The organism is Xanthomonas sp. JAI131 (assembly GCF_013410075.1).
GTDB lineage: Bacteria > Pseudomonadota > Gammaproteobacteria > Xanthomonadales > Xanthomonadaceae > Xanthomonas_A > Xanthomonas_A bonasiae.
Genome location: NZ_JACCCN010000001.1, coordinates 637,368 through 662,920, shown reverse-complemented (window position 1 = coordinate 662,920; position 25,553 = coordinate 637,368). Strand labels below are relative to the sequence as shown.

Annotated in this window: 5 protein-coding genes; all 5 read right to left on the bottom strand. The window is 66.0% G+C overall.

What is annotated here, in order from left to right:
- Nucleotides 1-8: 8 nt before the first annotated feature.
- The 5 genes from HDC36_RS02665 to HDC36_RS02650 all read right to left on the bottom strand — a co-directional run bounded on the left by HDC36_RS02665 (nt 9) and on the right by HDC36_RS02650 (nt 25,547).
- Nucleotides 9-1,076 (bottom strand): ABC transporter permease, encoded by a 1,068-nt coding sequence (locus HDC36_RS02665; RefSeq protein ID WP_179564187.1) that lies wholly within the window; start codon nt 1,074-1,076, stop codon nt 9-11.
- Entirely contained in the window at nt 1,073-22,000 is a 20,928-nt protein-coding gene (locus tag HDC36_RS02660; protein WP_255432611.1) for a non-ribosomal peptide synthase/polyketide synthase, read from the bottom strand. The genes HDC36_RS02665 and HDC36_RS02660 overlap by 4 nt, the downstream gene beginning before the upstream one ends.
- 83 nt (nt 22,001-22,083) lie before the next feature.
- Nucleotides 22,084-23,928, bottom strand: coding sequence for an ACP S-malonyltransferase (gene fabD / locus HDC36_RS23280; RefSeq protein WP_218847977.1), 1,845 nt, complete (start codon nt 23,926-23,928; stop codon nt 22,084-22,086).
- Between the two features lie 19 nt (nt 23,929-23,947).
- Nucleotides 23,948-24,205, bottom strand: coding sequence for an acyl carrier protein (locus HDC36_RS02655; RefSeq protein WP_179564183.1), 258 nt, complete (start codon nt 24,203-24,205; stop codon nt 23,948-23,950).
- 97 nt (nt 24,206-24,302) lie between these two features.
- Nucleotides 24,303-25,547: an aminotransferase class I/II-fold pyridoxal phosphate-dependent enzyme gene (locus tag HDC36_RS02650; RefSeq protein WP_179564181.1), complete on the bottom strand. Its 1,245-nt coding sequence runs from the start codon at nt 25,545-25,547 to the stop codon at nt 24,303-24,305.
- Nucleotides 25,548-25,553: the final 6 nt, after the last annotated feature.

Sequence of the window (25,553 nt, the reverse complement as noted above, 5' to 3'; positions counted from 1 at the left end):
CGCAGCGCTCACCATCGGAATCTCCAGCGCGCCAGCAACAGAATCACCACCATCCAGATCGACATGGTGATCAGCGACGGATACAGCTGCGAGACGTCGCGCAAACCGACGCCACCGAACATCAGCTCGCGCAGGATCGAGGTGAATGGTGCCAACGGCGAATGCTCGGCGATCGGCTGCAACCAAGATGGGAACAGCTTGATCGAGAAGAACGCGCCTCCGAGCAGCAGCATCGGCACCTGGATGAAGCTGACGATGCCGCTGAACGCCATTACCGAGCGGCTGAACAGGAAGACGATCAGGCCGATGCCGAGGTAGGTCGTCGCGCCCATGGTCACCGCCAGCAACAGCAACGGATAGTTGATGTCGGCCGACACGCCGAGCCCGAGCACCGAGACGGCGAGCATGCCGGCGACCACGCTGTAGGCGACCAATACGCGCGAGAGAAACAGTCCGGCGAAGAACGGCGTCGGCGAAACGTCGATGGCTTTCAGATTCTTGAACAGCCCTGCGCTTTCCTCGCCGATCAGCACCGACCCGAAACCGCTCAAGCCGATCACCAGCATCGTCATCCCGATCAGGCCCGGCAACAAGGTGGCCAGATAGGAAGAGCGCCGGCTTACTTGCACGTTCTGCAGGCGCAGGTTGGCTGCCGGCAAGGCGGAGGCGTTCGCCTTCAGGATCGACGCCAGCGCGATCGCCGAGATTCGGTTCTCTTCCAGCGAGTTGCTTTCGATCGTCACGTTCGCCGGCCCGCCTTCCGAGGAGCCGGACACGCTCAGCAGGTGCTGGATCTCGTTGTTCTTGAGCGCGCTCTCGGCCTGCCCGCGCTCGCCCACGAAGGGCACGACGTGGACGAGGTCCTGCTTGCCGAGCGCGTCGACCAAGGATTTTCCGGCCGGCGCGATCTCGGCTTCCAGGTAGGAGACCTTGATCTTGTGATTGCCGGACAACTCCAAGGGATAGCCGATACCGAGCAGCAGCACCACCGGGAAGATATAGCAGAACACCAGCGCCACCTTGTCGTAGCGCAGCTGGCGCATGCGCAATTTGAAGAACACCCAAACCGTTCTCATGACTTCAGTTCCTTCCCTGTCTTGTTCAAGAACACGTCTTCCAGATTCAAACGGTCGACCTGTATGCCGGCCACCGCGACGCCGCGCGCTTCGGTGATGGAGAGGATCTGGCGGATCGCGCCGGTCACGTCGTCGGTGGGGATGCGCAGCGAGTCGGTGAAGGCGTCCCAGGTCGCGACGAACTTCGGCGCCATTTCCACGGCGATCTCTTCACCGGGCGCGCCGATGCCGAGCTTGACCACGACCTGCTGGGTCGCGTTCAACTGCGCCACCAGGGACTTCGGATCGCCGCGATCGACGATCTTCCCCTGATTCATGATCATGATCTCGTCGCACAGACGCTCGGCCTCTTCCATGTAGTGCGTGGTCAGCACAATGGTGCGGGTGCGCTCCTGCTTGAGTTCTTCGATGAACTCCCACAGATGGCGACGGCTATGCGGATCGAGGGCGGCGCTGGGTTCGTCGAGGAACAGGATGTCCGGATCGCCGAGCAAGGCGATCGCGATCGACAGGCGCTGCTTCTGCCCGCCGGACAGGTCGTCGACCTTGAACTTCATCTTGTCGGCCAGATCCAGGCGATCGAGCAAGCGTGCGGTCGTGTCGAGCCTGCGCTTGCCGCTCGCCGCGGCGCGGTACTGCGAGTAGAAGGTCAGCAATTCCTCGACGGTGAGGAACTGGAAGTAGTTGCTGCTCTGCAACTGCACGCCGAGCCGCGGCTGGATCTTGCGGATCTGCGTGCCAACGTCCATGCCGAGCATGGTGATGCGGCCGGAGGTGATCGGAACGATGCCTTCGATCATGCCCAGAAGCGAGGTCTTGCCGGCGCCGTTGGGGCCGAGGATGCCGAAGCAAGTCCCCTTTGGCACGCTGAAGGTAAGGCCCTTGACCACCTCGACATCGCCATAGCGCTTGTACACATCCTGCACGACGATGGCAGGTTCCGCGACTGCGACCGACGGCGCCACCACCGCAAGGATCGGTGCCGCCGCCAGTACAGGCGCAGGTACCGGATCGGCGCCGGCGCTGGCGTCTGCGGTGCGGATCATCCCTCCCGCCGACGCGATCAAGGCGTTCACTTCTTCGACCATCGCATTGCTTCCTTTGAATACCAATATGGCGTCGAGTCTTTCGCTGCCGGCGTAGGCGTCGAACACGACGCCCTGCACGGCTTCGATCTTGGCGTGCAGCGCCTGGAAGTCGACATGCGAGTGGTCCAGTCCTTGGCCGGCGACACGTTGGAAATTGAAGGCGACTTCGCTCTGTGCCGAAGCCAGCGTTCCCGCGACGCGGGCGTCGCCGGAGCGATACCAGTCGAGGAAGCGAACGCCTTGGCGATGCAGCAGGTTGGCGCGTTCGATCGCATCCTCGAGCGCGCTCTCCGGGCCGACGGCGACCGGAATCTTGTCGAGGAACAGGCCGAACTGACCGGCGAACCCGCGGTTCGCCAGTTGTCTTCCGTGATGGGTCATCGCCATCGCGAAGCGGTCCAGCCCGGTGACCGTTGCGACCAGCGTGCGGAACAGATCGAAGGCTTGCTTGGCCGCGCCGTCGGAGGATGCCGCCGGCATTTCGATCACCAACATGCGTGTGGGCTGATCCGCATTCGCCGCGAGTGCATCGGCGGTGGCCCGCGTCGCCTGCGCCATGCCCGTGTTGTCCAGCGCGAGCGCCAGCCGCTCGAGCAAGGACGGATCATGTTCCTGCGCGCACGCCGCCACGAACTCGCGATAGCAGCCCCGGGTCGGTTCGCCGTCCCCGATCAGGACCCGACGCAGCCCGTCGGCGATGGCTTCGAAGGAGCGGCCGTCGCTGATCAGGTGATCGTTCACCATCAGCAATCGATGTTCGGTATCGCTGTGCGACAGCAGCACGGCGGCATGGCATAGGCGTGACGTCGACTGCGCCCGATGCAGCGCGGCGACGATCGCCGGCCAGGCAGCATCGGCATCGCTGGACGAGAGCTGGCGCAGGTCGAGCCACGGCACGTCGACGGCACGGAACGCCGCCGGTTCCAGCACGTCCCAGCTCAACGTGTCGAGATCGGCGGCCGCACGCAGCATGTCCTGACTGCGCACCAGCACGGCGAACGCAGCGCGCAACTCATCCGCCGACCACCAGCCGTTCACCGGCACGACGTGCTGGGAGACGCGATCGTGCCATTCGATGCCGGACTTCTGCACTTCGCTGAAGGCATACCGTTCGGCGACGCCCGCCGCGCGGATGGCGCGTTCGCTTTGCGCAAGCGAGGCGTCCAGGTCGGCGAGGAACGCGCGTTGATCGAAGCGTGCGTTGCTGGCCGCGGGCGTTTCCTCGCCGATGACGATACGGCTCGGATTCGCCGCGCCGCTCAGCGAAGCGCTGAACTTCTTCAACGCGGCAATGTCGGCCGGCGTGGCCGGCGACAGGCGCAGGGTCCGACGCCCTTCGACGGTTTCGGCACGGTAACTCCAGCCGCGACGATCCAGCCACGCTTCCATCGTGAGGTCGGCGGCGGCCGCATCGCTATCGGCCTCGATCGCGGCCGCGATGGCCTGCACCGTGCCGAGCCGGTAGATGTCGGGAATCTTCAACTCGATGCCCAGGGCCGCGAGCCTGTCGATCACCACCAACACCATCAGCGAGTGACCGCCGAGTTCGAAGAAATCGTCGGAACGGCCGACCCGGTCGACGTGCAGCAAGTCGGCCCAGATCGTCGCCAGCGCGGTTTCCACACGCCCTTGTGGCGCTTCGTATTCGCGCCGCGCGTAAGCGGCATCGTCCGGCGCCGGCAAGGCCTTGCGATCGAGCTTGCCGTTTGGGGTGAGCGGTAGCGACGGCAACACCACGAATGCCGCCGGGACCATGTAATCCGGCAATTGTGACAGCAACTGCGTGCGCAAGTCGGCGATCGCCGAGGTCGCCCCGGAGCGCAGCGTCACGTAGGCGACCAGCCGCTTCTCGCCCGACGCGTCCTCGCGCGCCACGACCGCCGCTTCGTGCACACCGGTGCATGCGGCCAGCTTGGCCTCGATCTCGCCCAACTCGATGCGGAAGCCGCGGATCTTCACCTGGAAGTCGTTGCGGCCCAGATATTCGAGTTCGCCGTTCGCGGTCCAGCGAGCGAGATCGCCGGTCTTGTACATGCGCGCACCGGCCTGCATCGCGAACGGATCACGCAGGAAGCGCTCGCCGGTCAGCTCCGCAAGCCCCAGATAGCCGCGCGCGACCTGCACGCCGCCGAGGAACATCTCCCCGGGCACGCCGACCGGCGACGGCTCGCCATAGGCATCGAGCACATACACCGGCGTGTTGAGGATCGGCTTGCCAATCACAGGGCCACCCAGCGATTCGCGGATGCTGCCGATGGTCGCATCGACCGTGCATTCGGTCGGGCCGTACATATTGTGGAAGTGAATCTTCGGCGAGGCCTTCAGGCGCTCCCACATGCGGCGGCCCACCGGCTCGCCGCCCAGATAGATGCTGGTAGGACGATGCCCAGTGGATTCGAGCAGGCCCGCAGACAGCAGCACCTCCAATTGCGACGGCGTACTGTCCATCGCCTCGATCCGGTAGCGATCGAAGAAGGCCAACAAGGCCGGACCGTTGGCGCGGATCGCCTGCGGCACCAGCACCACGCAGTGGCCTGACAGCAACTGCAGAATGCCCTTCAACGACATGTCGAAAGAGAATGCCGCGTTCAAGGCAACGCGCGAATTCGGCGCCAGCTCGCGATGCGTGGTCTGACGCATCGCCCGCCAGAAATTGACCGGCGAGCGATGTTCGACCATCACCCCCTTGGGTTGACCGGTCGAGCCGGAGGTGTAGATCACGTAGGCCAAGTGGCGCGAAGTAAGACCCGCGATGCTCGGATCGTGCGCGTCCGCCGCATCCAGGCTACCGTTGTCCAGCACCAGTACCGGCGCTTGCGCAGCCTGCAGCAATGGCAAGCGCGCGTGCACCTGTGCTTGCGTCAGCAATGCCCTGGGCCGGCTGTCTTCGAGCATGTAGGCCAGACGATCTGCCGGATAGCTGGGATCCAACGGCACGTAGGCCGCGCCGGCTTTGAGAATGCCGAGCAGACCCACGATCATCGACAGGCTGCGCTCGGTGCAGATCGCCACCCGATCGTCGGGCTGTACGCCCAGGGCGACCAAGCGATGCGCCACCTGGTTGGCACGACGGTTCAGTTGGGCATAACTGAGCGTGTCGTCTTCGCAGATCAGCGCCGGTGCATCGGGCGTGCGCCGTGCCTGCGCTTCGAACAGCGCGTGCACGGTCGACTCCGGATGCGTTTCGCGGGCCGCGTTACACTCGTGCAGCATGCGCATGCGCTCGGCTTCGTCGAGCAGCGGCAGACGCGCCACGGCCATGGACTCGTCCTGCGCCATTCCCGCCAACAGACGCTGCCAGTAGCCGGCGTAGCGGGCCGCGGTCGCTTCGTCGAACAGCGCCGTCATATAGGTCAGCGCACCGACGATGGCGCCATCACGTTCGCCCAGGTCCAGGGCCAGATCGAACCGGGCCTTGCTGGTGTCCTGGGCCAATCCCTCTGTCGCAATTCCGGGCATCGACAAGCGCGCTTCGTCCTGGTTCTGCCACGCCAGCATCACCTGGAAGATCGGCGTGTGCGCGGTGCTGCGCACCGGCTTGGTCACTTCGACCACGTGATCGAACGGCAGGTCTTGGTGCGACTGCGCATCGAGGACTTGTCGGCGCGTACGCGCCAGCAACTCGGCTACCGTCGGTTCATCGCCCAAGTCGATCCGCAGGGCGAGCGTGTTGACGAAGAAACCGATCAACGGCTCGATCTCGGCCCGGTTGCGGCCGGCCATCGGGCTGCCGATCACCACCTCGTCTTGGCCGGACAGGCGGCCCAGTAGCGCCGCCCAGCTCGCCAGCAGGGTCATGTAGAGCGTGACGCCGTGGCGTTGGCTCAGCGCTTTCAGGCTCGCGGTGAGCCCCGCATCCAGATCGATTGCGAGTGCGGCGCCGGCGAAATTCTGATGCGCCGGACGCGGGCGATCGGTCGGCACTTCCAGCAAGGTCGGCGCGCCGGCCAGCGCTTCGCGCCAATACGCGGTCTGCCGCTCGAGTTGACCGTCGGCCAGCCACTGTCGTTGCCATTGCGCATAGTCGATGTACTGGATCGGCAGCGGCGGCAAGGGATCGGCCGCACCTTCGACCTCGGCGGTATACAGGCGACTGAGTTCTTCCAGCATGACGCCGATCGACCAACCGTCGGAGACGATGTGATGCATCACTACGTACAGCGCGTAGTCCTCGTCTTCCAGCTGCACCAGCAGCACCCGCAGGGGCAGATCGGTGCGCAGGTCGAAGGCTTCGGCGTAGATCGCTTCGCCTCGGGCCGCGCGCAACGCCTCGCGGTTTTGTTCGCCACGCAGATCTTCGAAGCGCAGCTGCAGCGTCGCCTCTGCATCGATCTTCTGCATCGGCTGGCCATCGACCAGCACGAAGCGTGTGCGCAACGATTCATGGCGCGCGACGATCCGTCGCAAGGAGCGCTCCAGTGCATCTACATTCAAGCGGCCGCTCAGACGCAAGGCTCCGGCCGAGTGATAGGCGGCGCTGGCGCCATCGATCTGGGTCAGGAACCACAAGCGTTGCTGTGCCAACGACAGCGGCATGTGGGTGCGACGCTCGGCCACGGCGATCGCGGTCAGTTGCGCGGTTTCTCCAGTCGCCAGACGCTGCGCCAGTTGCGACAGCACCGGCGCTTCGAACACCCAACGCAGCGGCAGTTCCACGCCCAGGGTCTGGCGCACGCGCGAACTCAGCTGTACCGCGAGCAGCGAATGCCCTCCCAGTTCGAAGAAGCCGTCGTGGCGGCCAACCTGTTCGACCCTGAGCAACTGGCTCCACAACTGCGCCAGAGTGTGTTCGATCTCGCCCTGCGGCGCCTCGTACGCACGCCGCGCATAGGCGCTGTCGTCCGGCGCGGGCAGCGCCTTGCGATCGAGCTTGCCGTGCGCGGTCAGCGGCCACGCGTGCATCTGCACGAACGCCGCCGGGACCATGTACTCGGGCAACTGGCTCGCCAGGCGCTCGCGCAACGCACCAGCGTCCACCCCCTCGTCCGAGGTACCGTCGCCCAGGCAGTACGCCACCAGCCGCGGCTCGCCGCCCTCCTCACGCGCGACCACCACCGCCTCGCCCACGCCGGGGCATTCGACCAGCCTGGCTTCGATCTCGCCCAGCTCGATGCGGAAGCCGCGGATCTTCACCTGGAAGTCGTTGCGACCCGCGAACTCCAGACTGCCGTCGGACGACCAGCGGCCGAGGTCGCCGGTGCGGTACATGCGCCCACCGGGTTCACTGCAGAACGGATCGGCGACGTAGCGCTCCTCGGTCAGCGCGTCGCGGTTCAAATAGCCCGGCGTGACGCCGTCGCCGCCGATCCACAACTCCCCGGTCACACCGACCGGCACCGGCTGACGGTGCGCGTCCAGCACGTACACCCGGGTATTGGCGATCGGACGGCCGATGCTGATGCGCGCTTCGTCGGCGCTCAGCGCCGTCGTGGTCGACAGGATCGTCGTCTCGGTCGGGCCGTAGCCGTTCACGTATTCGCCGCGCCCCGCCCAACGCCGCACCAACTCCGGCGTCGGCGCCGAACCGGCGGTCAGCAGCTTCATGCCGGCCGGGGCCAGCGCCGGATCCAGTTGTTGCAGATACGCCGGCGGCAAGGCCGCGAAGCCGATCCGCTGCTCCAGCAGATACGCCTGCAGGCGCTGCGGACTTTGGATCGTCGCTTCGTCCAGCAGGTGCAGCTCGGCGCCGCCGAGCAGGCCGGCGAAGATCTCGCCCGCCGATGCGTCGAAGGTATACGGCGCGAATTGGGTCATGCGCACGCCCGCTGCGAGCAATCCGGCATCGCGGCACCAGCAGCAGAAGTTCACCACGTTGCGGTGCGAGACCTGCACGCCCTTGGGCGTCCCGGTCGTGCCGGAGGTGTAGATCACGTACGCCAGCTGCGTCGCATCCATCTGCGCGAGCGCCGGATCGTGATCGGGGTGCGCCGACAGCGCCTCGGCCAATGTCTCCAATCGCGCCACCGGCACACCGGTCACGTCCGGCAGCTGCGCGCTCGCGTCCGCGATCAGCAGGGCCGGCTGCGCGTCGTCCAGCATGAATGCCACCCGCGCCGCCGGCAGATCCGGCGCCATCGGCACGTAGGCCGCGCCCGCCTTCAATACACCGAGCAGCGTCTCCACCATCGGCACGCCGCGCGACAGCGACAGAGCGACGCGTGCGCCACGGCCGATGCCCTGCGCCCCCAACCAGTGGGCAAGTCGATTGGCACGGCGATTCAACGCGTCGTAGCTGACCCGCTGCTCGCCCCACACCAAGGCCACCGCGTCCGGCTGTGCCGCGGCCTGCGCGGCGAACAGCTCGCCCACGCAGGTGTCGCGCGGATAGGGCTGCGCCGTCGCGTTCCAGCGGTGCAACACCTGCCCGCGTTCGGCCTCGCCCAGCAACGGCAGCGCCGACACCGGCGCCGCATCGTCGTCGGCCATCGCTGTCAGCAAGCGCTGCCAGTAGTCCGCGTAACGCGCCACGGTTGCTCGATCGAACAGCGCGGTCGCGTAGTTCAGGCCACCCTCGATACCCTGCGCGGTTTCGCGCAAGCCAAGGGTCAGATCGAACTGCGCCGTGCGCAGCACCGTGGCAACGGCCGTCGCTTCGATGCCCGGCAACGACAACTGGCCTTCGTCCTGTGTCTGCCAAGCCAGCAGCGTTTGGAACACCGGTGTATGCGATGGATTGCGCGGCGGCTTGACCGCTTCGACCACTTGATCGAACGGCAGATCCTGATGCGACTGTGCCTCGAGCACGCAACCGCGTGTGCGCGCCAGCAACTCGGCGACCGTCGGCGTGCCGGCCAGATCGATGCGCAACGCCAGCGTGTTGACGAAGAAACCGATCAGCGGCTCGATTTCCACGCGGTTGCGACCTGCGACCGGGCTGCCGATCACCACCTCGTCCTGACCGGATAGACGGCCGAGCACTGCGGCCCAACTCGCAAGCAGGGTCATGTACAAGGTCGCACCGTGGCGGTGGCTCAGCGCCCTCAGCCGCGCGGTCAGATCCGCATCCAGACTGAGCTCGAGCGCGGCTCCAGAGAAATCCTGATGCGACGGACGCGGACGGTCGGTCGGCAGTTCCAGCAAAGCGGGCGCGCCGCTCAATGCCTCACGCCAATACGCGACCTGGCGTTGTGACTGGCCGTCCGCCAGCCATTGCCGCTGCCATTGCGCGTAGTCGACGTATTGCACCGGCAACGGCGGCAGCGGATCGCGATCGCCCTGCAGTTTCGCGACATAGAGGCGGCTCAGCTCTTCCAGCATCACGCCGATCGACCAGCCGTCGGAGATGATGTGGTGCATCACCACCGCCAGTCCGAAATCGTTCTCGCCCAGCTGCGCCACCTGCACGCGCAGCAGCGGATCGTGCTCCAGATCGAAGGCCTGCGCGAACAAGGCCTCGTTGAGTGTCGAATTCGCCGCTTCGACATCGTCGTGACCGCGCAGATCGCGCACGCGCAGATCGGCCGCAGCGTGCGCCGCCACCTGCTGCATCGGCTGCCCGTCGACCAACACGAATCGCGTCCGCAGCACGTCATGCCGCGCCACAACCTGATCGAGCGCATGCGACAGCGCGGCCAGATCCAGCGCGCCACGCAGACGCTGCGCGCCCGACAAGTGATAGGCGGCGCTCGCGCCGTCGATCTGGCTCAGAAACCACAGACGCCGTTGTGCCTGCGACAAGGGCATGAACGCCTGCCGTGCCGCCGGCAGAATTGCCGATTGATCCGAGCGCTGCCCCGCCGCGACGTGCGCGGCCAGCCGCGACAGGGTCGGCAACTCGAACAGCTCGCGCATCGACAAGTCGACATCGAACGTCTTGCGCACCCGCGACGCCAATTGCACGGCCAACAGCGAATGTCCGCCGAGCTCGAAGAAATCGTCGAAGCGGCTGATCGCCTCGACCGCCAGCAACTCGGCCCAGATCACCGCCAGGCCTCGCTCGGTCTCGCTTTGCGGCGCCTCGAAAGCGCGTCGCGCATATGCAGAGTCGTCCGGCGCCGGCAATGCCTTGCGATCGAGCTTGCCGTTCGGCGTCAGCGGCCATGCAGGCAATCGCACGAACGCCGACGGCAGCATGTACTCCGGCAAGCGCTTGGCCAGATGCTCGCGCACCGAGGCGATGTCCAGCGTCTCGTCGGCCAGGCAGTAAGCGACCAGACGCTTCTCGCCAGCCGCATCCTCGCGCGCCAGCACGACCGCTTCGCGAACCCCCAGGCTTTCGACCAGCTTGGATTCGACCTCGCCCAGCTCGATGCGGAAGCCGCGGATCTTCACCTGGAAGTCGTTGCGACCCAGCAAAGTGACTTTGCCCTCATCCGACCAACGGCCCAGATCGCCGGTGCAATACATCCGCGCGGCGGGATCGGCCGCGAACGGATCGCAGACGAAGCGCTCGGCCGTAAGCTCGGGTTGGCCCAGGTAGCCGCGCGCCACGCCCGCACCGGCGATCCAGATCTCGCCGGCTACGCCGATCGGCACCGGCGCACCGGCCGTGTCCAGCACATAGACCTGCGTGTTGCCGACCGGGCCGCCGATATCGCCGACAAAGCCGCTGTCGCGCGTCATCGTGGTCCAGGTCGAATAGGTCGTCGTCTCCGACGGCCCGTACAGATTGCACAGACGTTCGACGTTGGCGCTGGCCAGGATGCGTTCCGCCAGCGAACGCTTGAGCGCCTCGCCTGCCACATTGACCACGCGCACGCTGGGCGGAATGGCCTGCGCACGGGTCAACTCGGCCATTGCCGAGGGGACGGTGTTAATCAGCGTCACCGGGTGCGCGGCGTCCAACAACGTCAGCGCATTCGCGACCAAGGTCACGGTGCCGCCGACAGACAGCGGTGCACCGTACTCGAACAACGACAGATCGAAATTGATCGAGGTCGAGAACAGGCAGTTGCTCAGGTCGTGCGCGCTGAACGCCCCCGTGGCCCAGCTGAGGAAGTTCACCGCGTTGCGATGCTCGATCGCCACGCCCTTGGGCCTTCCGGTCGAGCCGGAAGTGTAGATCAGGTAGGCGAGATTCGACGAGCGCAAACCAGCGACCGCGACGTTCTCATCGGAGGCGTTTTCCCACTGTGCCGCGTCGGTGTCGATATCCACGATCACCGGCGAGGATGTGTTTTCGGCGCGGTCCAATGCCTGTGCCAACACCGGCAGGCCCACCGCATCGGCAAGCACCACGCGCGGCGTCGCATCGTCGAGGATCTGCGCCAGGCGATCCGGCGGATACGCCGGATCCAGGGGCACATACGCCCCGCCCGACTTCAACGTCGCCAGCAACGCCACCATCATCCCGGCATTGCGTTCCAGGCACAGACCAACCCGATCGTCGGGGGCAACGCCCAGGCTGCGCAAATGCCGGCTCAAACGATTCGCGCGGCGATTCAGCTCGTCGTAACTGAGCCGCTCCTCGCCCGCCACCAAGGCAATCGCGTCAGGCGTACGTTGCGCCTGCGCTTCGAACAAATCGTGCAGGCAAGCCTCACGCGGGTACGCCAATGCCGTCGCGTTCCATTCCGACAGCATCCGAGCGCTCTCGGCGGCGCCCAACAAGGGCAAGCGCGCGACGAAGGCCTCGCCGTCGGCGGCCATGGCGTGCAGCAAGCGCTGCCAGTATTCGGCGTAGCGCGATACCGTTTCCGCATCGAACAACGAGGTCATATAGCCGAGCGCGCCCTCGATAGCGCTGCCGGTATCGCGCAGATCGAGAATCAGCTCGAACGGCGCGGTCGTCGTCGCCAGTGCCTGCTCGGCGACGTCGATGCCGGCCAGATGCAAGCGGCCCTCGGCCTGGCTCTGCCAAGCCAGCATCACCTGGAAGACCGGCGAATGCGCGGTGCTGCGCGGCGGCTTCACCGCTTCGACGATCCGATCGAATGGCAGATCCTGGTGCGCCTGTGCGTCGAGCACCTGGGCTCGCGTGCGCGACAACAGTTCGGCCACGGTCGGCTCGCCGCTCAAGTCGATGCGCAGCGGCAGCGTGTTGACGAAGAAGCCGATCAACGGTTCGATCTCGGTGCGAGCGCGGCCTGCGACCGGGCTGCCGATCACGACCTCGTCCTGCCCCGACAAGCGGCTCAACACCGCCGCCCAACTCGCGAGCAGGGTCATGTACAGGGTCGTGCCGTAACGCTGGCTCAGCCTCTTCAGACCCATGTAGAGCGTTTCGTCCAGATGCAGGCCGATGGCCGCGCCGGCGAAATCCTGATGCGGCGCGCGTGCACGATCGGTCGGCAGCTCGAGCAGGGTCGGCGCACCGGCCAGGGTTTCGCGCCAGTACTTCGCCTGCCGCTCGGCCGGACCGCCGGCCAGCCACTGCCATTGCCATTGGGCATAATCGATGTACTGCACGGGCAACGGCGCCGGCGATTGCGCCGCGGCTCCGACTTCCAAGGCATAGAACGCGCCGAGTTCGTCGAGCAACACACCGATCGACCAACCGTCGGAGACGATGTGGTGCAGCACCGCGTGCAAGGCATGGACGTCGTGCGCGATCTGCACCAATTGCATGCGGATCGGCAGTGCCGCACCCAGATCGAAGGGCTGCGCGAGGAAGGCGGTGCCGAGCGCTTGGCTGGCGCCCTCGGGATCTTGCGCGGCCCGCACGTCTTCCAAGCGCAGATCGAACGCATCTGCGCCGACGAACTGCTGCATCGGCTCGCCTTCTACCAGCACAAAGCGTGTCCGCAGGATCTCATGTCGCTCGACGATGCGCCGCAGCGCCCGCGCCAGCGCGCCGCGATCCAATGCACCGGTGAGGCGAAGAGCGCCGGCCGAGTGATAAGCGGCGCTTGCGCCGTCGACTTGGGTCAGGAACCACAGACGTTGCTGTGCCGGCGACAGCGGCATGTATGGCTGGCGCTGCACGATCTCGATCGCCGTCGTCACCGACGAGGTCGCGAGCGATACGCGTTCGGCCAGGCATGCGAGTTCGGAGGCTTCGAACACGTCGCGCAGGTTCAGCTCGACATCGAGCGCATCGCGCACACGCGTCGCCAGCTGCACCGCGAGTAGCGAATGGCCGCCGAGTTCGAAGAAGTCGTCGAAGCGGCCGACCCGGTCGAGCTTCAGCAGCTCGATCCAGATCTTCGCGAGAGTGGCTTCCACATGTCCTTGCGGCGCCGCATGGCCGCGGCGCGCATAGGCCGCGCCGTCCGGCGCTGGCAAGGCCTTGCGATCCAGCTTGCCGTTCGGCGTGAGCGGTAGCGACGGCAGAATGACGAACGCGCTGGGGACCATGTAGTCGGGCAGCTGCACCAACAGCTGAGCGCGCAGGTCGGCGACGGCCGTGGAAGACTCGACCGACATGGTCAGGTAGGCGACCAACCGCTTCTCGCCCGGCACGTCCTCGCGGGCCAGCACCACCGCCTCGCGCACGTGCTCGCATTCGGCGAGCTTGGCTTCGATCTCGCCGAGTTCGATGCGGAAGCCGCGAATCTTCACCTGGAAGTCGTTGCGTCCGAGATACTCGACGTTGCCGTCGGGTAACCAACGCGCCAGGTCGCCACTGCGGTACAGGCGTGCCCGTGGATCACGCGAGTAGGGATCGGCGATGAAACGTTCTGCGGTGAGCTCCGCGCGGTTGCGATAGCCGCGGCCGACTTGCACACCGCCGATGTGCAATTCGCCGGCGACGCCGACCGGAACCGGCTCGCCATGCGCGTCGAGCAGATAGACGGAGGTGTTGGCGACCGGCTTTCCGATCGGCACGGTGCCGGCATGCGCGTCGTCGACACACCGCCAGTAGGTGACGTCGACGGCGGCCTCGGTCGGCCCGTACAGATTGTGCAACTGCGCGTGCGGCAATGCGGCACGGAAGCGTTGCTGCAAGGCATAGGGCAAGGCTTCACCGCTGCATTTGACGTGACGCAGCGAACCGCAGCGCGCCAGATCGCTCTGCGTCAGGAAGGCCTGCAGCATCGAGGGCACGAAGTGCATCACGGTAATGCCGCAGTGCTCGATCATCTCGACCAGGTACGCCGGGTCCTGATGGCCGCCGGGACGGGCCAGGGTCACGCGCGCGCCAGCCAGCAACGGCAGGAAGAACTCCCATACCGACACGTCGAAGCCGAAGGTGGTCTTCTGCAGAACGCGATCGCTTGCGTCGAGCCCGAACTGATCCTGCGCCCACAGCAAACGATTGACCACGCCGCGATGTTCGTTCATCGCCCCCTTGGGCAGGCCGGTCGAACCAGAGGTATAGATCATGTAGGCCAGGTGCGACCCGCTCACCGCGACAGACGGATTCGCATCGCTATGCGACTGCGTCGACAGCCGATCGAGGTCGAGCACGGGGAACGGCGCTTCGGACGCTGCGGCCAGCGCAGCGATCGTCTGCGTCAACTGACCATGGCTGAGTGCCGCTTTCGGCGCGCAATCGTCCAGCATGTGGCGCAGACGATGGTGCGGATACGAAGGATCGATCGGCACATAGGCCGCGCCGGATTTGAGGATCGCCAGCAGGCCGACCACCATGTCCAGGCTGCGTTCCATACAGATCGCGATACGATCCTCCGCGGCCACGCCCATCGCGATCAGATGATGGGCAAGGCGGTTGGCGCGGCGGTTCAATTCGGCGTAGCTCAGCGCATTGCCTCCGGCGCCGTCCTCGTAACTCAGCGCGATCGCATCTGGGCTGCGTTGCGCCTGCGCCTCGAACAGCGCATGCACGGTGGTGTCTGGATAGCTGCGCTCGGTCGCGTTCCACTCATTCAGCAAGCGGTGGCGTTCGGCGGCGCCGAGCAACGGCAGGCGCGCCATCGCCGCGGTGTCGTCCTGGGTCATGCCGGCCAGCAGACGCCGCCAATAGCCGAAGTAACGTGCGACTGTCGTTTCGTCAAACAAGGACGTCATGTAGCTCAGCGCACCGACGATCTCCTCGCCCTGCTCGCGCAAGTTCAGGATCAATTCGAACTGGGCGTTGCTCGCTTCCTGTTCCAGGCTCTCGGTGGCCACGCCAGGCATCGACAGCCGCGCTTCGTTCTGGTTCTGCCATGCCAGCATCACCTGGAAGATCGGCGTGTGCGCGGTGCTGCGCACCGGCTTGGTCACTTCCACCACGTGGTCGAACGGCAGGTCCTGATGCGATTGCGCGTCGAGTACGCGACGGCGTGTGCGGGTCAGCAGTTCCGCCACCGTGGGCTCGCCGCCCAGTTCGATACGCAGCGCGAGGGTATTGACGAAGAAACCGACCAGCGGCTCGATCTCGGCCCGGTTGCGGCCGGCCATCGGGCTGCCGATCACCACCTCGTCTTGGCCGGACAGACGGCCCAGCAGCGCCGCCCAGCTCGCCAGCAGGGTCATGTAGAGCGTGACGCCGTGGCGTTGGCTCAGCGCTTTGAGCTGCGCAGTCAGGGTCGCATCGAGTACGACGTCCAGCGCGCTGCCGGCGAAGCTCTGATACGGCGGACGCGGGCGATCGGTCGGCACTTCCAGCAAGGTCGGCGCGCCGGCGAGGGCTTCGCGCCAATACGTGACCTGACGCTCCAGCTGGCCGTCGGCCAGCCACTGCCGTTGCCATTGCGCATAGTCGATGTACTGGATCGGCAACGGCGGCAAGGGATCGGCCGCACCTTCGACCTCGGCGGTATACAGGCGACTGAGTTCTTCCAGCATGACGCCGATCGACCAACCGTCGGAGACGATGTGATGCACCACCACGTACAATCCGTAATCCTCGTCCTCCAGTTGCATGAGCATCACCCGAAGCGGCGGATCGGCGCTCAGGTCGAACGGTTCCGCGTACAGCGCTTCACCTCGGGCGGTGCGCAAGGCTTCGCGATTGTGTTCGCCGCGCAGGTCTTCGAAGCGCAGTCGCACGCTTGCGCTTGCGTCGACCCGTTGCATCGGCTGGCCGTCGACCAGCACGAAGCGCGTGCGCAGCGATTCATGGCGCGCGACGACGCGTTGCAAGGAGCGCTCCAGCGCCGCCACGTCCAAGCGGCCGGTCAAGCGCAATGCGCCCGCCGTGTGATAGGCGGCGCTGGCGCCGTCGAGCTGGGTCAGGAACCACAAGCGTTGCTGTGCCAACGACAGCGGCATGTGGGTGCGACGCTCGGCCACGGCGATCGCGGTCAGTTGCGCGGTTTCGCCAGTCGCCAGGCGCTGCGCCAGTTGCGACAGCACCGGCGCTTCGAACACCCACCGCAGCGGCAGTTCCACGCCCAGGGTCTGGCGCACGCGCGAACTCAGCTGTACCGCGAGCAGCGAATGCCCTCCCAGTTCGAAGAAGCCGTCGTGGCGGCCGACCTGTTCGACCCTGAGCAACTGGCTCCACAACTGCGCCAGAGTGTGTTCGATCTCGCCCTGCGGCGCCTCGTACGCACGCCGCGCATAGGCGCTGTCGTCGGGCGCGGGCAGCGCCTTGCGATCCAGCTTGCCGTGCGCGGTCAGCGGCCACGCGTGCATCTGCACGAACGCCGCCGGGACCATGTACTCGGGCAACTGGCTCGCCAGGCGCTCGCGCAACGCACCGGCGTCCAACGTCTCGTCCGAGGTACCGTCGCTCAGGCAGTACGCCACCAGCCGCGGCTCGCCGCCCTCCTCGCGCGCGACCACCACCGCCTCGCCCACGCCGGGGCATTCGACCAGCCTGGCTTCGATCTCGCCCAGTTCGATGCGGAAGCCGCGGATCTTCACCTGGAAGTCGTTGCGACCCGCGAACTCCAGGCTGCCGTCGGACGACCAGCGGCCGAGGTCGCCGGTGCGGTACATGCGCCCACCGGGTTCACTGCAGAACGGATCGGCGACGTAGCGCTCCTCGGTCAGCGCGTCGCGGTTCAAATAGCCCGGCGTGACGCCGTCGCCGCCGATCCACAACTCCCCGGTCACACCGACCGGCACCGGCTGACGGTGCGCGTCCAGCACGTACACCCGGGTATTGGCGATCGGACGGCCGATGCTGATGCGCGCTTCGTCGGCGCTCAGCGCCGTCGTGGTCGACAGGATCGTCGTCTCGGTCGGGCCGTAGCCGTTGACGTATTCGCCGCGACCCGCCCAACGCCGCACCAACTCTGGCGTCGGCGCCGAACCGGCGGTCAGCAGCTTCATGCCGGCCGGGGCCAGCGCCGGATCCAGTTGTTGCAGATACGCCGGCGGCAAGGCCGCGAAGCCGATCCGCTGCTCCAGCAGATACGCCTGCAGGCGCTGCGGACTTTGGATCGTCGCTTCGTCCAGCAGGTGCAGCTCGGCGCCGCCGAGCAGGCCGGCGAAGATCTCGCCCGCCGATGCGTCGAAGGTATACGGCGCGAATTGGGTCATGCGCACGCCCGCTGCGAGCAATCCGGCATCGCGGCACCAGCAGCAGAAGTTCACCACGTTGCGGTGCGAGACCTGCACGCCCTTGGGTGTCCCGGTCGTGCCGGAAGTGTAGATCACGTACGCCAGCTGCGTCGCATCCATCTGCGCGAGCGCCGGATCGTGATCGGGGTGCGCCGACAGCGCCTCGGCCAATGTCTCCAATCGCGCCACCGGCACACCCGGCATGCCTGGCAGCTGCGCACTCGCGTCCGCGATCAGCAGGGCCGGCTGCGCGTCGTCCAGCATGAATGCCACCCGCGCTGCCGGCAGATCCGGTGCCATCGGCACGTAGGCCGCGCCCGCCTTCAATACACCGAGCAGCGTCTCCACCATCGGCACGCCGCGCGACAGCGACAGAGCGACGCGTGCGCCACGGCCGATGCCCTGCGCGCCCAACCAGTGGGCAAGCCGATTGGCACGGCGATTCAACGCGTCGTAGCTGACCCGCTGCTCGCCCCACACCAAGGCCACGGCGTCCGGCTGTGCCGCGGCCTGCGCGGCGAACAGCTCGCCCACGCAGGTGTCGCGCGGATAGGGCTGCGCCGTCGCGTTCCAGCGGTGCAACACCTGCCCGCGTTCGGCCTCGCCCAGCAACGGCAGCGCCGACACCGGCGCCGCATCGTCGTCGGCCATCGCTGTCAGCAAGCGCTGCCAGTAGCCAACGAAGCGCTCGATCGTCTCGCGATCGAACAAGGCGGTCATGTAATTCAGGAAGCCGCTGATGCAGCCGTCCTTCTCGCGCAGATCCACCAGCAGATCGAGCTGCGCGGTCTTCATCGCCTTCGGCGCGCGCAGGACTTCGATGCCTGGCAGGGCCAATTCGCCCTCGTCCTGACTCTGCCAGGCCAACATCACCTGGAACATCTGGTTGTAGGCGCTGTTGCGCGGCGGCTTGAGCGCTTCGACCACGCGGTCGAACAGCACATCCCCGTGCGCCTGCGCATCGAGCAGCCGCTGGCGCGTGCGGGTGAGCAGTTCGCCGGTGGAGGGATTGCTGTCCAGATCGATCCGCAACGCCAGGGTATTGATGAAGAAGCCGATCAGCGGCTCGATCTCTTCACGGCTGCGGCTGGCCATCGGGCTGCCGATCACGACCTCCGATTGACCCGACAGGCGCGAGAACACTGCCGCCCAGCTGGCCAGGATCGTCATGTAGAGGGTGACGCCGTGGCGCCGACTCAAGGCTTTCAGCCGTGTGGTCAAGGCTTCGCCCAGATGCAGATCGATCGCTGCGCCAGCGAAATCCTGCTGCGGCGGGCGCGGGCGATCGGTCGGCAACTCGAGCAGCGGCGGCGCACCCGCCAGCGTATCGCGCCAGTAGCCGACCTGCCGATCCAGCTCCGCGGCCGGCAGATGCTCGCCCTTCCAGAACGCGTAATCGAGGTACTGCACCGGCAGCGCTGGCAGTGCTGCCTGAGCGTGGCCGGTCTCGGCGGCGTAGAACTCGCTCAGTTCCTTGAGCATGACACCGATCGACCAGCCATCGGAGACGATGTGATGGGTCACCCATTGCAGCTCGAATGCATGCTCGTCCAGTTGCAGGACTTGTGCGCGCAGCGGAACGTCGTGACCGAGATCGAAGGGTTCCGCGTACAGTTCCGAATACAGCGTGTCGCAACGAGCGGCCGTATCTTCGGCGCCACGGATATCCTGAAAGCGCAAATCGAACGGCGCAGTCTGGTCGACGCCCAGCATGGGCTCGCCATCGACCTGAATGAAACGGATGCGCAGGATCTCATGTCGCGCGATGATGGCGCGCCAGCTGCGCTCCAGTGCCGGACGATCGAGGTCGCCAGCGAGGCGATAGGCGCCGCCGATGTGATGCGCTGAGGTCGCCTGACCGAGCTGGGTCATGACCCAGAAGCCGCGCACGATCTGCGGCATCTGCATCAACGGCCGGCGCGCCACCGGCACGATCTGGCTCAGGCTCGAGACGGCGATGCGTGGCAGGCGCTCGCCCAGCTCGCGCAATTCCGAGGCTTCGAACACATCGCGGAACGTCAGCTCGACATCGAGCGCCTTGCGTACGCGCGATACCAGCTGTACGGCGAGCAACGAGTGCCCGCCAAGTTCGAAGAAATCGTCGTTGCGTCCGATCTTTTCGAGCCGCAGCAAATCGGACCAAATGGAGGCGAGCGTCGTCTCGATCTCGCCCTGCGGCGCCTCATAGGCACGGCGCGTATACGCGTCGTCGTCGGGCGCGGGCAACGCCTTGCGGTCGAGCTTGCCATTGGCGGTGAGCGGCCAGGCTTCCAGACGCACGAATGCCGACGGCATCATGTATTCGGGCAGAGCGCTGGCGACATGCTCGCGAATCGCCGCGATGTCCAGCGCTTCGTCGGCCAGGCAGTAGGCGACCAGACGCTTGCCGCCGTTGTCGTCGTCGCGTGCGACCACCACCGCTTCGCGTACACCCGCGCATTCGCCGAGCCTGGCTTCGATCTCGCCCAGCTCGATGCGGAAGCCGCGGATCTTCACCTGGAAGTCGTTGCGACCCAGCAAGGTGATGGTACCGTCGTTCGACCAGCGCCCGAGGTCGCCGGTCTTGTACATGCGCGCGCCGGGCTCGGCGCTGAAGGGATCATCGAGAAAGCGATCCGCGGTCAGCTCCGGCTTGCCGAGATAGCCGCGGGCGACGCCATGGCCGCCGATGAAGATCTCACCGGCCACGCCGACCGGCGCGGGAGTGCCGGCCTCATCGAGGATATAGACCTGCGTGTTGCCGACCGGACGGCCGACGTCGGCGATGAAGCCGGTACTGCGATCCATCCGCGTCCACGTCGAATAGGTGGTGGTTTCGGACGGGCCATAGAGATTGCACAGTTGCTCGACCTGCGGGGTCGCGATGATGCGTTCGGCGAGCGCGCGCTTGAGCGGCTCGCCGGCGACGTTCACCACCCGCACGCTCGGCGGAATCGCCTCGGCGCGCGTCAGCTCCATCATCACCGAAGGCACGGTGTTGATCAGGGTGACCGGCAAGGCCGCGTTCAACAAGGTCAGCGCGTTGTCGACCAGGGTCACACAGCCTCCGCACGACAGCGGCACGCCGTATTCGTAGATCGACAGATCGAAATTGATCGAGGTCGAGAACAGGCAGTTGCGCAGCGTGTCGGGCGAGAACTCCTGCAAGGCCCAGCAAATGAAGTTGACTCCGTTGCGATGTTCGATGGCCACGCCCTTGGGCCGGCCGGTCGAACCGGAGGTATAGATCAGATAGGCCAGATGACGCGAGTGCAGGCCGACCGCTTGCGCCGACGGATTCTCGCCGGGCGCGTTCGCCCACACAGCCGCATCGGCCTGCAGGTCGAGCACGGCCAACGACTGCGCCTGTTCCGCCAAGGCCAGCGCTTGCGCCAGCACCGGACCACCAACGGCATCGGTGAGCACCACGCGCGGCATGGCGTCGTCGAGCATGTAGCCCAGACGATCGGCCGGATAGGCCGGGTCCAGCGGCACATAGGCGGCGCCGGACTTCAGCGAGGCCAGCAGCGCGACCAACATCTCGGCGTTGCGCTGCACGCAGATGCCGACCCGCTCGTCCGGGCCAAGGCCAAGCGCGCGCAAATGATGCGCGAGGCGGTTGGCGCGCTCGTTGAGTTGCGCATAGCTCAGCGTACTGGAGCCGGCGACCAGCGCCACCGCATCCGGCGAGCGCACGACCTGCGCTTCGAACAACTCGTGCATGCAGGCGTCGTGCGGATATTCGATCGACGTCGCGTTCCAGGTCTCCAGAACCAAGCGGCGCTCCTCCTCGCCAAGAATCGGCAGGCGCGAAACCGCCCGCGTCTCGTCGAGGGTCATCGCGCGCAACAAGCGCTGCCAGTGGCCGAGGTAGCGTTCGACGCTGTCGGCGTCGAACAAGGCGACCGCGTAGCAAAGTTCGCCGGCGATGCCCTCGCCGGTCCCGCGCAGATTCAAGGCCAGATCCACGCCTGGCGACTGTGCCTGGGATGGCGCATCGGCGTCGCGCAAGGCCAGCACGCTCTGAAACACAGGCGCCGGCAGCGCGCCGGCCAGCGATGCGGTCGACGCGACAATGCCTTCGAAGGTTGGCACCGCGTGCGCGAAGGCATCGCGCAGACGCCGGCCGACCCTGGCCAGCAGTTCGGCAACGCTCGGCTGCCCGCTCAGATCGATGCGCAGCGGCAGCACATCGCCGATCGAACCGGCTGGCGCATCGCCATCGGTCGGCACGCCGATCACGACATCGTCCTGACTCGACAAGCGCGCCAGCGTCGCCGCCCACGCCGCCAGCAAGACGGTTTGCAGGGTCGCGTCGTGACGCGCGGCGAGCGCGTCCAGGCGCACGGTCAACTCGGGATCGATAGCGACCGCGACGCCGGCCGTAGCAGGGTCCCGTCGCCCGGAACGCGGACGGTCGGTCGGCAACTCGAGCATGGCCGGTGCGCCGGCGAGCGCGTCGCGCCAATAGGCGACGTGACGATCGAAGTCGTTGCCGATCGCAGGGTTGACCGTTGATGTACCCGCATCGGAGCCGATGCCGGTGCTGATCGAAGCGTCCAAGAAGTTCCCGTTTGACATCCCTATTCCCTGTCCTTGCTGCATCGAACCGGCTTTCCAGCCGGTCCTGTCCTCATGATGCGGACCGAAAGGTCCGATACGCTTCAGGCCGCGAGCCTGTCGATCGCGCCGGCGACGGTTTCCGCGTTGCGTCCGAACTGATTGATCGTGGTGATCTGTTCCAGGCGATCGCCATAACCGTATTTGATGAAACCCGACAGCGTGCCGGTGGGGCCGAGATCGACGAAGCGACACGGCCCTTCCGCGGCGATCGCGGCGATCGCGGCGCGGAAATCCACCATCTCGCTGGTCACCTTCCAATAGTGCGACGGCTCGACCCGCTCCAGGCGACCACCGGTCGCGGAGGAGTATTGCGCGATGGATGGCACCGAGATCGGCACCCCATCGAACATGCGCAGGAAGGTCGGTTCGATCGGTGCGAGCAAGGGCGAATGAAACGGATACTCGACCGGGAGACGCATCGAGACGACGGCCCGAGCATCCAGCTTGCGCCGGGTGTCGTCGATGGCCGCACGACTGCCACTGACAACGAAGTTGCCGTCGAAATTGACGCTGCCGATCGCGGTACCGCCGTAGAGCTCGGGATGGCTGTGGAAATGTCCGACCGGCGCCATCACGGTGAGCATGCCGCCGCCGGCGGCCTCGCTCCTGAACACCCCGGCCTGGCGGATCACGATGCGCATCGCGTCTTCGTGCAACAGCGTTCCGGCCGCGACCGAGGCCGCGTACTCGCCCAGGCTGTAGCCGAGCACGGCATCCGGACGAATGCCGGCATGCGCCATCGCCTGGGTGAGGCCGTAGCCGATGCTGAAGATGGCCGGATGCGACAAACCGATATCGGTCATCTCGCGGCGCTTGCTCGCTTCGTCGTAGAGCTCGGCGACCAGATCGCGCGACGTCATATCCCGATAGATGGCGTTGCACGCGTCCATCGCCTCTCGGAACGCGGCGTTCTTCGCATACAGCTCTCGCCCCATCCCGTAGTACTGCGAGCCTTGGCCCGAGTACATGAAGACGATGCGCGGTTTCGCCGCGAAGCGGGCTGGCTCCGTGGCAGCGCTCAAGATCATCGGCGCCTTGCGGATCTTCACGAACAAGCCGCTCAGCACATCGCCCGGCCCGATTTCCCGCAACGCGACCTCGCCCTGCGCCAGCAGCCACGATATCGATTCGTACCAGTTCACCGGATGGCTGATCTGCTCGATCAACTTCGGCAGCCAGGCCTCGCGCGCATGCGGGCGCGCCGTGCGATTGGAGACGACATCGGCGCGCAGCGGATGCAGACGGCCTTGTTCGAACAGCTGTCCGACGAACTCGGCGTAGGCATTCTCGACTTCGCGCATATAGCGCGAATGGAAGGCTGCGCTGACTTTCAGGCGCACGAAACGCGCGCCCGCCCCGGCAAACACGGCCTCGCAGCGACCGATGTCCTCGTGCAGACCCGAGATGACGTGCTGAGTGTCGGAATTGATGTTCGCGATATCGACGCCGCTCAACCCCGATTGGTCCAGAATCGTCCGCACGTGGGCCAGCTCCGGTCCGATGATTGCCGCCATCGCGCCGCGCGGCGCTTGCGCCATCAATGCCCCGCGCTTGGCGACCAACTCGATGCCGGTCGCGAAATCGAACGCGCCCGCGGCGAACAGCGCGGCGAATTCGCCGAGACTATGGCCGGCAAAGACCTGTGGAACTGCCGCACCCTCGTCGCGGGCCTGCAGAAACGCCAGCGCCGACACTGCGAACAGCGCCGGCTGGGTGTACTCGGTCTGGTTGAGCAAGCCGTTCGGATCCTCCAGGCACAGCTCGCGCAAGGAGTAGCCCAGGACCGCGTCGGCCTGCGCGACCAGCTCCGGATAGCGCCCGAACAGCTCGCCGCCCATGCCCTTGTGCTGCGATCCCTGTCCAGGAAACACCCATACCGTCGTCATCGCGCCGTCCTCGTCCGTCTCAGGCGACCAGCGCGCGGTTGTTCAGCTGCGCGCTCAGCACGTCGACGACGTCCTGCAGCGTGTAGCGGTCGCGCTTGTCCGAATCGGCGATGCGCACGCTCAGGCGCTGCTCCAGTTCGTACCAGATTTCCAGCATTTCCCGCGAATCCACGCCCAGATCGCCACCGAGATAGAAGTCCGGTTCGACGGTATCGACGGTGAATCCGGTCCGCTTGATCTCGTTGATGGCGGACAACACTTCTGCGTACACGTTCATGTCTCTCTCCTCAGCTGACGTTGCGTCCGGCACGAAGCGGCGCTCGCCCGGATCTCGTTGGCGCGCATCGCGGCGCGCGAATGGCGAAAAACCGGCGTTAGAGCAGCCCCATCTCGCGCGCGGTCGATGCGATCAGATCGACCGCGGCGTCGATCTCTTCGCGCGTATGCGTGGCCATCACCGACAGACGCAGGCGCTCAGCACCCGGTGGAACCATCGGGTATTCCATGATGTTGGCGAACAGGCCGCGACGGTACAGCTCCTTGTTCAGCCGCCTGACCGCGCCGTCCTCGCCGAAGAACACCGGCACGATCCCGGATTCGCCGCGAGCGATGCGCATGCCCGCCGCCTCCAGGCGATCCTGGATGTAGCGGACATTGGCATGCAAGTTCTCGATGCGCTGCGGTTCGCGCTCCATCACGTCGAGCGCGGCCGAGATCGCGGCGATCGTCGGCTGCGCCAGGCCCGAGGTAAACAGGTACGGATACGAGAAATTGCGCAGCAGGAAGATATGCTCGTTGCTGCCCGACACGAACGCGCCCTGCGCACCGATCGCCTTGCTGCAGGTGGACATGCGCAGGTCGACCTGGCCCAGCAGATCCAGATGCTCCAACGTGCCGCGCCCGTTGCGGCCGACCGTGCCCAGGCCGTGGGCATCGTCGAGGATGGTGATCACATCGTGGCGTTTGCAGATCTCGACATACTTCTTCAGGTCGATGATCAGACCGTCGACCGAGCGCACGCCCTCGACCGTGGAGAAGATCTGCGCGCCCGGCTTGGCCTTGGACTTGATCCGCTCGAGAATCCTCTCGAAGCCATCGAGTTCGTCGGGGTCGAAGGTGTAAAACGGTACGCCGGCCATCTTGATCGCGTTGATCACGCTGGCGTGGCTGTTCTTGTCGTAGACGATGACGTCGTTGCGGTTCATCAGGCCGCTGACCCAGCACAGATTGGCCATGTAGCCGCCCGGCAACAGCACCGCATCTTCGTGGTCGGCCAACTTGGCCAGACGCAGTTCCAGATCGCGATGCTGTTTGGTGTAGCCGGAGAACGCCGGCGATCCGCCGCTGCCGATGCCGTACAGTTCGACCGCCTCGATCACCTTGCGCTTTACATAGGGATCGTTCGACAGACCCAGATAGCTGTTGGAACCGAATACCAGGACCTCATTGAAGACCTCGCTGTTGAGTTCCTTGTACTTCATGCGGCGATCGACCGGACCGAAGCCCTGGCGGCCGACCATGTACCCCGCCTCCAACTCTTTCACATAGGTTTCGTACTGGTGCGCGAGCCGCTCTTTGAAAGGCTTGCGTTCGAGTTCGATCAAAGCTCTTGAGTCCATGTTCTT

Coding starts and splice junctions, on each gene's coding strand:
- HDC36_RS02665 (WP_179564187.1), bottom strand. CDS start 1,076: ATGAGAACGGTTTGGGTGTTCTTCAAATTGCGCATGCGCCAGCTGCGC.
- HDC36_RS02660 (WP_255432611.1), bottom strand. CDS start 22,000: ATGTCAAACGGGAACTTCTTGGACGCTTCGATCAGCACCGGCATCGGC.
- fabD (WP_218847977.1), bottom strand. CDS start 23,928: ATGACGACGGTATGGGTGTTTCCTGGACAGGGATCGCAGCACAAGGGC.
- HDC36_RS02655 (WP_179564183.1), bottom strand. CDS start 24,205: ATGAACGTGTACGCAGAAGTGTTGTCCGCCATCAACGAGATCAAGCGG.
- HDC36_RS02650 (WP_179564181.1), bottom strand. CDS start 25,547: ATGGACTCAAGAGCTTTGATCGAACTCGAACGCAAGCCTTTCAAAGAG.